12 protein-coding genes are annotated in these 12,484 nt (G+C 45.9%); all 12 read right to left on the reverse strand.

The annotated features are described in order from the left end of the window. Positions 1–10 precede the first annotated feature (10 nt). Positions 11–1,711: a thiamine pyrophosphate-binding protein gene (locus tag MHB54_RS12620; protein ID WP_340981622.1), complete on the reverse strand. Its 1,701-nt coding sequence runs from the start codon at positions 1,709–1,711 to the stop codon at positions 11–13. Then, positions 1,708–2,931 carry an aldehyde dehydrogenase family protein gene (locus tag MHB54_RS12625; protein WP_075153521.1) on the reverse strand — a complete coding sequence of 408 codons (1,224 nt, stop codon included), beginning with the start codon at positions 2,929–2,931 and terminating at the stop codon, positions 1,708–1,710. The genes MHB54_RS12620 and MHB54_RS12625 overlap by 4 nt, the downstream gene beginning before the upstream one ends. A gap of 44 nt (positions 2,932–2,975) precedes the next feature. After that, positions 2,976–4,436: a class I adenylate-forming enzyme family protein gene (locus MHB54_RS12630; protein ID WP_340981623.1), complete on the reverse strand. Its 1,461-nt coding sequence runs from the start codon at positions 4,434–4,436 to the stop codon at positions 2,976–2,978. Positions 4,437–4,448: 12 nt separating this feature from the next. Then, positions 4,449–5,219: an enoyl-ACP reductase FabI gene (fabI, locus tag MHB54_RS12635; RefSeq protein ID WP_013308164.1), complete on the reverse strand. Its 771-nt coding sequence runs from the start codon at positions 5,217–5,219 to the stop codon at positions 4,449–4,451. Between the two features lie 467 nt (positions 5,220–5,686). Next, positions 5,687–6,220, reverse strand: a complete 534-nt coding sequence (locus MHB54_RS12640) for a hypothetical protein (RefSeq protein ID WP_023986462.1) — start codon at positions 6,218–6,220, stop codon at positions 5,687–5,689. Between the two features lie 293 nt (positions 6,221–6,513). Next, positions 6,514–7,851 carry a TrkH family potassium uptake protein gene (locus MHB54_RS12645; protein WP_023986461.1) on the reverse strand — a complete coding sequence of 446 codons (1,338 nt, stop codon included), beginning with the start codon at positions 7,849–7,851 and terminating at the stop codon, positions 6,514–6,516. Between the two features lie 90 nt (positions 7,852–7,941). Further along, a complete protein-coding gene (gene lysS, locus MHB54_RS12650; protein ID WP_023986460.1) occupies positions 7,942–9,462 on the reverse strand; it encodes a lysine--tRNA ligase in 1,521 nt (506 codons plus the stop codon). Positions 9,463–9,572: 110 nt separating this feature from the next. Then, a complete protein-coding gene (gene greA, locus MHB54_RS12655; RefSeq protein ID WP_013308160.1) occupies positions 9,573–10,049 on the reverse strand; it encodes a transcription elongation factor GreA in 477 nt (158 codons plus the stop codon). Positions 10,050–10,263: 214 nt separating this feature from the next. Beyond that, positions 10,264–11,292, reverse strand: coding sequence for a tRNA dihydrouridine synthase DusB (gene dusB / locus MHB54_RS12660; protein ID WP_023986459.1), 1,029 nt, complete (start codon positions 11,290–11,292; stop codon positions 10,264–10,266). 45 nt (positions 11,293–11,337) lie between these two features. Then, a complete protein-coding gene (locus tag MHB54_RS12665) occupies positions 11,338–11,538 on the reverse strand; it encodes a helix-turn-helix domain-containing protein (protein WP_175405216.1) in 201 nt (66 codons plus the stop codon). Next, positions 11,490–12,038 carry a 2-amino-4-hydroxy-6-hydroxymethyldihydropteridine diphosphokinase gene (folK, locus tag MHB54_RS12670; protein WP_023986458.1) on the reverse strand — a complete coding sequence of 183 codons (549 nt, stop codon included), beginning with the start codon at positions 12,036–12,038 and terminating at the stop codon, positions 11,490–11,492. The genes MHB54_RS12665 and folK overlap by 49 nt, the downstream gene beginning before the upstream one ends. A 9-nt stretch (positions 12,039–12,047) precedes the next feature. After that, positions 12,048–12,410 carry a dihydroneopterin aldolase gene (gene folB, locus MHB54_RS12675; RefSeq protein WP_023986457.1) on the reverse strand — a complete coding sequence of 121 codons (363 nt, stop codon included), beginning with the start codon at positions 12,408–12,410 and terminating at the stop codon, positions 12,048–12,050. Between the last annotated feature and the right edge of the window lie 74 nt (positions 12,411–12,484).

Here is a 12,484-nt window from a genome sequence, read left to right on the forward strand (position 1 = left end):
TTCGTTGAAATTAATTCTTGGAAGCCTGTTGCTCGTAGAGAGGAAAGTCGCCATACACATGACTGATTTTTTCATGCACATCCGCAAGATCAGCATATACCTCGACGACCACAAGCTTGTTCTCCTGATACTTTTGCCAAGCAAGCTGAAGCTGTTCCCGTGCCTCTCCCTTACTCCGAATTGCAAGGCTTTCCACAAACTCATACTGAGGAATTTGAATTCCTGTCTTGGCCGCCTCAGAAACAAACGGGAGGGACTGCCCTGTGAGTTGTTTATAATTCATCTGATTCTGCAACCAACCATAGCCACCATTATTGAGTACGATATAGATTAACGGTATTTGATACTCCACCGCCGTCATAAAATCCGAACAGAAGAGATTGAACGCACCGTCACCTACAAGTGCCACTACTGGACGTTGTGTCGCCACGCTTGCTCCCAGAGCAGCCGCCGCACCGAATCCAAGACTCGTTTGATCACTAGGAACAATCGAAAGAGAACCGTGGGCAAAGCGAAAATATGGATAAAAATAGGACCACATATCCTGCAATCCATTCTCTTGAAGAAGCACCAGATTTTCAGGGAACTCCGTCTGAATCATGTCCAACAGCTCAGGAACGTGGAATCCAGGGGTCTTTTTCAGCTCTTCCAGATAAATAGCCCTGTGAGAAAAAGCCTCCTGTTTACAGCTCCTAATCGTTTCAAGCCACACTCCATCAGGCTCCTGCCCGCGCCGTTCAAGCCACTGCTCCACCGCTGCATATCCATCACCGAGCACCTTGATACCCTTGTACTCGTGTGCAAAATCCTCCAGATTTACATTGACTTGAATCAAAGGTGTATCCTGTAGCAAAATATCCCACTCAAAAGTAGCCGTTTCTTCCAATCGACTGCCCAGTGTGATTACCACATCAGATTCCTTCCAGATTTGTCTTAGACTGAGATCTGTATAGAGTCCTGCAACACCACAGAAGAGTTCGTGGTCTTCATCAACTACACCCCGTCCCGAGGCGGTTGCGAACAAGGCCGCTCCATGTTGGTTAGCGAACCGCTCAATCACATCACCTGTACCTGACTTCATGCCGCCTCCGACTAGAATGAGTGGTCTGCGGGCGTTCTCAATAATTTCCCACGATGCATCCAACTCCCGACGAGACGGAGAGCACGACAGCTTTTCTGGTGGGGTAAACTGAAGCCCTGTTGGCACAGGCTGGTCCATCAGGTTTTCAGGGAGTTCGATATAGACGGGACCCGGTGCTCCATTGATAGCCAAAAAGGCAGCCCGCTCCATCGCCCATACAAGCCGATCCACATGCTCGACACGATAAGCCCATTTTACGAGCGGCTTCACGAGTGAGATTTGATCGGCTTCCTGAAAGGATCGGGTACCCAGCTTGTCTCCGCCAGTGCCAAGCGCCAAAAGCAGGAGCGGAGCGCCCAGGTTCTTGGCCTCCAGTAGCCCTGTAAGTGTATTACTGAGCGCAGGGCCTTTCCCCACAACGCATACGGACATCTGGTTGGTGGTGAGCGCATAACCTGCTGCCATGAACACAGCATTACGTTGATCTTTGCACAGAATAAAATCCATACCGGATGAGGGGAGTGACGATACGATTTTGAGATCATCACTTGGTAATCCAAAGAGATGCTGAACCCCAGCCGATTTTAAGTAGCCAATGATGGCATCCCAAGGGAATAAACTCGCAGTCATACCAAACTCCTCTTTTCCGACAAATATTCTGCGACAATTTCTGAAATCAAGATCGGCTTCGAAATGAGCTTGAAATCGTAAAAAATATAGTTCGACATCGTGCCATAGCCACCAAAAGGCTTATTGCCTTGATCCACATCCTCAAGCGTCTGATTAATGGTCAGCGTGTGCTTCTTCCGCAGAACGTCCGCCAGGTGACTAGACCCGTATAAGCTGCAACCCATTGCTCGTTCACTGAAATAACTGGAGGAAATACGCTTGATCAGCTGCTCGTCGTCTCGGTAGCTAACCACGTTGAAGACCGGTGAAAAATACTCAATAATCTCCAAATCCTGATCTAGCTCGCTATATACAACCGTTGGCTCCATCTTTTTCGTACGGAAATCAATGCCACCGCCGTAAATAATAAACTTATCGTTCGTATTAAAATATTCAGAAACCGAGTTCAGCGCATCTTTATAGAAAATAGGGGAATAGTTTGCGTTCGGATCATCGTTGGCTCCAAACACAAGTTGGTCAAGCCGCATAATCAGCAGGTTTTTGAAGCTCTCTGTCACATCTTGATGTACCAGAATGATGTCGGGTCCCAGGCAGTCCTGTCCTGAGTTGAACAGTCTCATTCGGATTACATCGGTAACCGCCAGTTCCAGATCAGCATCGGGTCCGATGACGAAAGGATTGATCCCTTGTCCATAGAAGATGTAGAGTTGGTCTTTTCGGATTTGTTTTTTGATCTTCTCCGCATTGACATAGCTCCCGGTGAACACCACAATATCAGCTGGCATAACCGAATTTTCCATAAAAACCCTTTGACTGACCTTACGAATATAGATGGGTAATCCGTGTACAGCCTGAAGCTTTTCATGCAGCATGTTGACGTACTCGTTTACGTGAGAAGAAGGGCGAAAGTCTATATTTTCAACGTACAGGGACGGAATCAAGAGGTATAATGCATAGGAGTACAAAATGACGTTGGAAGGCATGAATACAGCCATAGATCGTTGCCAGCTTGGCTGATAGGTCTGCACTTCTTGCAGAGCACCTTGAAGTGTGAGGATCGTGGAGTCAATTTCTGCATTGGCGGCCCGATAGGATGAAAATTGCGTGAGAATATCCATCACTTCCTGCCGATTTTCAATCAAATAATTGAGGCACTTCAGAATAGATTCATGCCTTTCCAAAAACAGTGTGTTTTCTGCCAATTCTGGATTTATACTCATGGCACATTCTCCCTTTCCTATATGCGGTTTTGGTAAATATTTTGCTATACTTTGCGAGAAGCAACTTTCTCCAGGGCAATACGCTCCATCTCCAGACGATCCACTTTTCCATTGCGATTTAAAGGAAAGTGGTCGAGCGGAAGCAAAAGATCGGGAAACATGTATGAAGGAAGTACACGATTTATTTCTTTACGGAGTACAGACAAGGCTTGCGAGGATTCGCCTTCGATGAATGCAACAAGCAATGTCCCTTTAGCCTCATCCTCCAAGGTGATCACGCAGGATCGGTAACCTAGCGAACCAATCCGATCCTCAATATAGACAGGAGATACCATATAGCCCATCCGGTTGACCGTCTTACCGCTGCGACCAATGACATACAGCATTCCGTCATCCAGATAGCCCAGATCCCCCGTCTTGAACCAGCCGTCCTGTAGAACCGATTGCGTCAAGTCTGGACGATTCAAGTAACCTTCCATGCGTCCAGCACTATGTATCCACACTTCGCCTACGATACCGTCCGCCTGCTGGTTGCCTGTAGAATCTAGTATTTTCAGCTCCACACCAGGTAATGGTAGACCACAACCCTTCGGACATTCTAGCGTCCCCAGTGTAACGTTGCCCAGTTCAGAAAGGCCGTAACCATTCAGGAGGGGCTGTCCAAATATGTTGTTAAATTTCTCTTCAAGGTCTTGGGTAAGTGGGGAACCGCCTACGCACCACATGCGTACCGGAGCTTCCTTGACCATTTCCAGTTGTTCGGGTTTTCGGTTTAGCATACGCAACAAGGTGTAAAAAGCAGAGGGGTTAGCGTCTACGACCGTCGCCCGGTCTTTCGTAATACTTGCAATGACGCTCCAGAGGTTTTTTGGATTGCAGATGATGAGAGAACATGAGGTTAACCACCAGGAGAAGATAAGTGAGATTCCATAAAAATGAGAGAACGGCACAACGGGGAGCATATGGTCAGACGGTAGGTAGTTCATGGCGTGTATGGAATGCCTGATATTCTCCATAAAAGCTGAACCAGCTTTCACGATTCCCTTGGGTTTTCCCGTCGTACCTGAAGAATACAGAATGAGCGCATCTGGCCTCTCGCACCACTTGTTAAAGTCGAGGGCTTCAAGCTTTGGCTCTCCCACCCAATCCGGGTGTACTGCTTCTTCTTGAATCAGATCTTGAATCAGAATAACGAGAGCATGAGGAAGTTCTAAATCGGAATCCGTAAGGATGCAACAGGCACCCGCTTCATCATAGATTTGAGCCACCTCATCGAGCACAGTCTGCTCGTCCACCACAGTCACCGAAACAGCGATATTGCACAGGGAAAACAGAGACACAACAAACCAATAGGAATTGGCCGCTTTCAGAATCACTCTACCGTCTTCGGGAATTCCTCTGAGCGTCAACATCCGGGAGAAGATCGTAACGTCTCGTTCCAGACGCTCCCTAGTCATAATTCCTTCAGGTGAGATAATACGGCAATCCGTATGCGTAATAAGCACAACGTTCCCTCCTTACATCCCCGTAATATGGTATCCAGCATCTACATGGATAACTTCACCCGTAATGCCTCTCGATAAATGGGAAAATAGGAATAACGCCGTATCTCCGACTTCCGACGTATCAACCGTCTTGCGTAGGGGCGTAGTTTCTTCAATATGTTTGAGCATTGTGTTAAAATCTTTAATGCCATAGGCAGCCAAGGTCCGTATCGGACCAGCGGAAATCGCATTTACGCGAATGCCATATGTGCCCAGATCATTCGACAGATAGCGCATGCTGGCTTCCAGTGAAGCCTTCGCCACACCCATAACGTTGTAATTTTTGATCGCTCGTTCTGCGCCAATATACGTCATGGTGACGATACTTCCACCCTCTGTCATCAGTGGGTATACTCGACGGGAGACAGCAGCCAGAGAATAGGCACTGATTTCTTGTGCAACGGCGAATCCCTCACGAGAAGTGTCAACGAACAAGCCATCCAAATCCTCAGCCTTAGCATAGGCGACACTGTGAAAATAACCATGTAATACGCCTACTTTTTCTTTTAGAAAATCCGCCAATGCATCAAGCTCTTCATTGCTTTGAACATTACAAGGACAGACCAGTGCTCCTGGAATGGTTTCAACGAGCTTTAGTACCCGCTCTGCAACCCTCTCATTTTCGTAAGTAAAAATGAGCTGTGCTCCTTCAGCAGCTAAAGATTGAGCTGTCCCCCAGGCAATACTCCTGTTATTAGCCACGCCCATAATCAAAATGTTCTTACCGCTCAGTAGTACTGCCACAGAAACCACCTTTCTTTTTTTACATTTTTAAACAAAATAACAACTTAACTGCGTATGTCTACATTTATAGACATATGTAATCTTTCCTGGAATATTATCGCGTTAATTGCCAAACTTGGATAGGCGACGTTTTAGGCAAATCACAAAATTTATTTTAAAATTTGTGTAACACATCTTGCATGCTGTCTGTCATCTCACAAAAAATAGTTGTGTTGCTTCTGTTGGTCTGTGTTCAAATCGAAAGGGATACATGTGTGTGAAAAAAGATAGCGAGGCAAAAATAAGGTGACTGTCAAAGTGAGTTAAACATAAAATCCTCATATTTTTGTAAATATTTACATTCCGACGACAGACTCACCCCACTACCGGAAGTAACCACTTCATTTTCACCAACAATGAGTCTTCCGATTTGAACATCCTGAGTGACCAGCCAGATTTTATCTAATCTAAGTGTAAAGCCTTAACCTCTATAGACTACGCTTTTGTTTTTTGGGAGCTAAAGTATAGCTAAAGGAGACAACAAAGTCGATTGCCAGAACGATCGCCCATGTTTGCATAATGCCCTCCAAAGACACCGTACGCTGCGGATCATCAACATACATAATGATGGCGAGCAACAAAGCATTACCTATAGCCCAACCCAAAAGGTGAAGCAACCAACCTATCCGTTCCTCTTTTGCATGAGCAGCACCATACTTACGTTCAGGCTTGGGTCCCTTACCAAACCAATGGGAGAACCGTACATCCGCCCACTTAATTAACCTATGACCAAATGCTACTGTAATACCAAAATAACAGGCCGCCAAGCCAGTAGCAGTCGTAATCTCCATGCCACTTTTCACCGTGATGAACACCGCAATCAGTAACAGGATATCAATAATGGGGGTAAATAGTAAAAGAAGACCGCCTAATTTCTTCAAGCCAAACATATACCTTGCGATCAAGCCTGCAACAACAAAAACCCAAAATAAAACTTCAGCACTAATAATAAATAAATACATAATAGATGATTCCTTTCAAATTAGAAATTGGTATTCACCTCAACTATCCCCCTTTCATGCCCACTATCATACAATATTATACATAATATTCCTAGTATTTTGTCTATAATTACATAAAAGGAAACAAATAGCCGTTTTTTCTGCGAAAATCAGTATCTGTTCAGCCCATTTCGTCTTGTTCTCAAAATGGGCATTTTACATGATATGCTACCCATAAAGAATTATGATGATCTGAAATGAAAAAAGATGTACCTATGCTAATCAGCACGGGTACATCTTTTTTTACAGATACACTATCCAATTACAATATGACCTTCGGGACGACGGTACAATGTCTTGGTCGAGCGTGGACGAATGGCATAGGCAATCGTAAGAGGACCAATCCGACCAATAAACATAGTCACACAAATAATCAGCTTGCCTGCGTCAGACAATCCTGGCGTCACTCCTACAGACAACCCTACCGTTCCGATTGCGGAAGCAGCCTCAAATGCAAGGGAGAGAAATGGCGCATCCTCTGTCATTAAGAGCAGTATAACCACAATCGAGAATATAAATAGGGCCAGTACAATAATGGTCAGCGCCCGCATCATGATATCTTTGGGGACCCTATGACGGAAAAACACAATTTCCTTCTGTCCTCGCATGACGGCGATTAGCGCACCTACCATAAGCAGAAACGTAGTCGTTTTAATTCCTCCTCCCGTGGAGCCTGGAGAAGCACCGATAATCATCAGCAACATAATAAAAAACTGACTTGCCTGCCTTAACCCGCTGATATCGACTGTGCTCGTACCTGATGATCTCGTGGAGACCGATTGAAAGACAGCTCCATATACTTTGCCTTCCCAGTTCAGCGCACCCAAGGTTCGTGCATTGGTAAACTCAAAAACAAATAAAACCAGCGCACCAACCACAATGAGCACTCCCGACACGCTAAGCACCATTTTGGAGTGTAGAGACAGTCTTCGGGTACGGCGAAAATCGAACAGATCGCTAAGTACAAGGAAACCCAAGCCTCCTGATATAACGAGCACAGATGCAATCATATTGAAAACAAAATCTCCAGCGTACTGTTGGAAGCTAGTCCCGAACAGATCGAATCCCCCGTTATTAAAGAGGGATACGGAATGGAATATTCCATAATATATCGCTTGTCCGACAGGCATCTCTCGCATCCACCGCAAAGCTAAGACGACGGCAGCTATCGCCTCAATGGTAAAGGAAAAGATCAGCACCTTGCGAATAATACGCACGATCCCTTCCATGCTATCGGCATTAATAGCCTCCTTAAGCAGCAACCGATCCTTTAACGATAATCGCCGCCCCAACAACAGCGCAAACAAGGTCGCTAAGGTCATAAACCCCAGCCCGCCTAGCTGCATCAGCACCAAAATGACGGTTTCGCCAAACATCGTATACGTTGAATCGACGTCAACAACGACCAGTCCTGTGACGCAAGCGGCTGAGACGGACGTAAAAAGCGAATCAATCCAATGCGGAGCATGACCACTATGATTGGCAACAGGAAGCATCAGTAGCAAAGTACCCAATGCAATAATCAATAAATATCCGATGACCAATATAAAAGGAGGCGATGCGAACCGACTAAGCTTGACGCTGCGTTTCATTAGAGTATTCTCTCCATCCGTTCTTATGAAAAAGAGGAACAAGACACGGGAAGCCCGGCTGATCCTCTATATTCATAATGTTATGTTATTCTACTGTTGGTTACGCATATGCGGGAAAAGCAGCACATCGCGAATGGAAGGCGCATCTGTCAGCAACATAACCAAACGATCGATGCCGATGCCCAGTCCACCTGTTGGTGGCATCCCGTATTCCAAGGCGCGGATAAAGTCATCATCCATTTCATGCGCCTCGTCGTTACCGTGCTCACGTTCCAGCAATTGTGCTTCAAAACGTTGGCGCTGGTCGATTGGATCATTCAGCTCAGTGAACGCATTCGCATGCTCACGAGCAACCACGAACAGCTCGAAGCGATCCGTAAACCGCGGATCTTGTTCGTTTTTCTTGGCCAACGGCGAAATTTCAACCGGATGTCCAGTAATAAAGGTAGGTTGAATAAGCGTTTCCTCTACGAACTGCTCAAAGAATGCATTCAGGATATGGCCAAATGTCATATGCGGTTCAACCGAAACTTTATGCTCTTTCGCAAGGCGATGAGCTTCTTCATTACTCATCTGCACGCTAAAGTCTACGCCTGTTACTTCTTTAACAGCATCAACCATGGAGACTCTGCGCCATTGCGGCGTCAGATCCACTTCCTGGCCTTGATATTGAATATGCTGTGTGCCCAGTACTTCCTGCGCAATATGTGCAACCATGTTTTCCGTCAATTGCATGATATCTTTATAATCAGCATACGCTTCATACAGCTCAATCATCGTAAACTCAGGGTTATGGCGGGTCGAAATACCTTCATTACGGTAAACACGACCGATCTCATATACTTTCTCCATTCCGCCGACAATTAGTCGTTTCAAATGGAGTTCAATAGCAATACGCATATAAAGCTGCATGTCCAATGCATTATGGTGCGTAACAAATGGCTTCGCCGCCGCCCCGCCAGCAATGGAATGTAATGTTGGGGTTTCAACTTCCAAATAGCCGAGCGAATCGAGATAACGACGCATGGATTGAATAATACGGGACCGTGTAATGAACGTTTTTTGTACTTCAGGGTTCATAACCAAATCGACATACCGCTGACGGTAACGCAATTCAACATCCTTCAGGCCATGATATTTCTCTGGTAATGGATACAAGGATTTGGACAAGACCTCAATATCCAGCACTTTGATTGTCGTTTCGCCCGTTTTGGTCTTGAAGAGCACACCCTTAACACCAACAATATCACCCAGATCCAAAATACCAAATGCTTTATATTTGGATTCAGGTACCGTGTCTTGACGAACATAAATTTGAATACGTCCGCTAAGATCCTGTATATGAGCAAAGCTGGCTTTTCCCATAACACGTTTAGCCATAATACGGCCTGCTATGCTAACTTCAATATTCTTTTCTTCCAGTTCTTCCTTAGTCAAACTGTCATACTTGCTCAGTAGTACGCCCGCTTCAGCCGTGCGTATGTATTTGCGTCCAAAAGGATCAATGCCCAATGCGCGAAGCTCGTCCAATTTGGCACGACGAATTTGTAATAGTTCACTTAATTCCTCGCGATTTTCTTGTGTTTCCTGGTTAGTAGTTTCATCCGACATGGTGCTAAATCAGCTCCTTCAATATGAATAGACGGGCCGGGGTCCGTCCGGGTGTAGAGAAAAAAAGCTTCCACAAGGAAGCTTTTACATTAAATTCCAAAGTCCGTGTCTTATTTCTTGATATCCACGATTTTATATTGAATAACGCCTGCTGGAACGGTGACATCCACAACAGTTCCCTTTTTCTTACCGAGAATTGCCTTGCCAACCGGACTTTCATTCGAAATCTTATTCTGTAGCGGGTCGGATTCGGCGGAACCTACGATAGCATACTCTGTAATATCTCCGAATTCCAAATCTTCAACGGTCACAGTTGCACCTACTCCCACAACATCGGTGTCAATTTCATCACTATTGATAATGCGGGCATTGCGTAGCATCTTTTCCAACGTAATTACACGGCCTTCAATAAAGGCCTGCTCATTCTTCGCATCCTCATATTCGGAGTTTTCACTAATATCTCCGTACCCGATGGCTACCTTAATCCGTTCAGCCACTTCGCGGCGTTTGACAGACTTTAAGTTCTCAAGCTCATCTTCGAGCTTTCTAAGACCTTCCTGTGTCAGAATGACTTCTTTATCGCTCATCTTAACCGATTCTCCTGTCATGGGAAAAGTTTAAAAGTGCATCGGAATGCACGCTTTCAAAACATAATATGCCACTCTGAGGGAATGAGAACATTTCCTGCTGTTGTCTTGAGAGCTGCACACAATTTGTAGCATACATCAAGATTTTATACTGAACGATTATAGGGCAAGCAATTGGAAAAGTCAATCGCGTGCGCAGGCCGGAACAGCTTCCTTATTGCGCAACAGCAGCAGGAGAAGCAGCACTTGTAGAAGGCTCATCGTTTTCTACCATGTGCAATTGAGATACAAATTGATCCAAAATACGTACCATATCGTCGCGCTTTGTTTCTTCCATAATGACATCCTTAATACGTGCAGAACCTTTAAACCCCTTGAGGTACCAAGCCAGATGCTTGCGCATTTCACGGACAGCTACCGCTTCACCCTTCAATGCAACCAGACGATCCATATGCAGAATGGCAATGCGGATTTTTTCTTCCGGTGAAGGATCGGGCAACAGCTCACCTGATTGCAAGTACTCAATCGTACGGTAGAGCATCCACGGATTCCCCAGAGCACCGCGTCCGATCATAACGCCATCACAATTGGTCAGATCCAGCATGCGGCGGGCATCTTCCGGTGATGCCACATCACCGTTTCCAATTACAGGAATGGAAACTGCTTCTTTAACTTCTTTTATAATATCCCAATTCGCATGTCCCGTATACAGTTGCTCCCGTGTACGGCCATGTACGCTAACGGCCTGACCTCCGGCACGTTCAACAGCGCGAGCGTTCTCTACGGCATAAATATGCTCGCTATCCCAACCAATACGCATTTTCACGGTAACCGGCTTGCTTACCGATTCCACTACCGCCGATACCATTTCATAAATCTTGTTTGGATCGAGCAGCCAACGAGCACCTGCATCACATTTGGTCACTTTGGGAACCGGGCAGCCCATATTGATATCAATAATATCTGCATTCGTTTCCTGATCTACCACCTTCGCTGCTTCCACCAAAGATTCGCGGTCGCCTCCAAAAATTTGCAAGCTAAGCGGCTTCTCGCGCTCATCTACAAACAGCATCTCACGTGTACGCTTGTTGCCGTGAATGATGGCCTTATCACTAACCATCTCTGCACATACCAAGCCTGTACCGAACTCCTTGGCGATCAAGCGAAAAGCAGGATTGCACACGCCTGCCATGGGTGCCAAGACGACTTGGTTTTTCATTTCAATATCGCCGATTTTCAACATATCTGTTCACCCCTTTATTCCTTCTTTTATATCGTATACTTATCGTCATTCCGTCAGTTCCCGGACTTCAATTTCTAGCGTTTGGGCGATGATGTTCAGCATGTCTGGGTCTACTCTACGATTGCCTCGCTCCACAGCACCTAATACAGTCAAAGATATACCAGTACGTTCTGCCAACTCCTGCTGTGTGAACCCTTTTAGCTTCCGAAAGGCGCGGAGTCGTTGCGCCAGCTGCATGTTTTCCAAAGCTGTATGCCGTCCTTTCCATCCACAGAATTCAATGCAGTATGCACGATACTGTACAGACCGGACGGATCTTGGTTCGGAACGATATCAGCCAAAGGAACCAGCACAAAAGCACGCTCCAACATACGAGGGTGAGGAAGCTCCAAATCCGGTGTAGCCAGTTGCGCCGCTTCCATCCATAACAAATCCAGATCAATGGTTCGTGGCCCATTAGGAATGTGTCTTACTCTCCCCAGACGACTCTCCACCTCCAGCATATATACCAGAAGCTCCTCTGGAGCAAGTGTTGTAGATACGGCTACCGTCATGTTCAAAAAAGAAGGTTGATCCAGATACCCAACAGGCTCTGTTTCGTACAGGCTGGAGCACCGAAGCACCCGTATACCCGGATGTTCGTCCAGCGCCGTAATGGCTTCATACAGGGTATGCTCGCGCTCCCCCAAATTAGCCCCTAAAGCAATATAAGCCTCTGATGCCTCAGAGGTCGAATGTGCATTCATGTATCGTTCCTACTTTCTTGCGCGATAAAGCTCAACCGTCACGCCTTGAAAATGAATATCAAACGGCGGATGCGGCTTTGTGACTTTGACAGTCAGTGCATTGACACTAGTATAAGTGTCCAGTAGGGAAGATGCAATACGTTCGCCCAAAGCTTCAATCAATTGGTAAGATTCCTTTTCTACAATATCTTTAACGGTGTAATGAACCTCGGCGTAATTAACCGTTTTGTCCAAAGCATCCTGCTCACCCGCTTCACGCAGATCAAGCTCCAGTTCCAAATCAATATAGAAACGTTGTCCCAGCTTGCGCTCCTCTGGAAAAACGCCATGATATCCGTAATACTCCATACGATGCAAAACCATTTTATCCATCGTGGGTATCCCCCCCTGTTTTTTATTAGATTTTCTCAATAAGCTCAACTTAAAAGTTTCGTATCGTGCCACTG

The sequence above is a fragment of the Paenibacillus sp. FSL M7-0802 genome, from assembly GCF_038004945.1.
GTDB lineage: Bacteria > Bacillota > Bacilli > Paenibacillales > Paenibacillaceae > Paenibacillus > Paenibacillus polymyxa_B.

Bases quoted from the DNA above. Each gene is read 5' to 3' on its own strand.
- MHB54_RS12620 (WP_340981622.1), bottom strand. From the start codon at position 1,711: ATGACTGCGAGTTTATTCCCTTGGGATGCCATCATTGGCTACTTAAAA.
- MHB54_RS12625 (WP_075153521.1), bottom strand. From the start codon at position 2,931: ATGAGTATAAATCCAGAATTGGCAGAAAACACACTGTTTTTGGAAAGG.
- MHB54_RS12640 (WP_023986462.1), bottom strand. From the start codon at position 6,220: ATGTATTTATTTATTATTAGTGCTGAAGTTTTATTTTGGGTTTTTGTT.
- MHB54_RS12645 (WP_023986461.1), bottom strand. From the start codon at position 7,851: ATGAAACGCAGCGTCAAGCTTAGTCGGTTCGCATCGCCTCCTTTTATA.
- lysS (WP_023986460.1), bottom strand. From the start codon at position 9,462: ATGTCGGATGAAACTACTAACCAGGAAACACAAGAAAATCGCGAGGAA.
- greA (WP_013308160.1), bottom strand. From the start codon at position 10,049: ATGAGCGATAAAGAAGTCATTCTGACACAGGAAGGTCTTAGAAAGCTC.
- dusB (WP_023986459.1), bottom strand. From the start codon at position 11,292: ATGTTGAAAATCGGCGATATTGAAATGAAAAACCAAGTCGTCTTGGCA.
- folK (WP_023986458.1), bottom strand. From the start codon at position 12,038: ATGAATGCACATTCGACCTCTGAGGCATCAGAGGCTTATATTGCTTTA.
- folB (WP_023986457.1), bottom strand. From the start codon at position 12,410: ATGGATAAAATGGTTTTGCATCGTATGGAGTATTACGGATATCATGGC.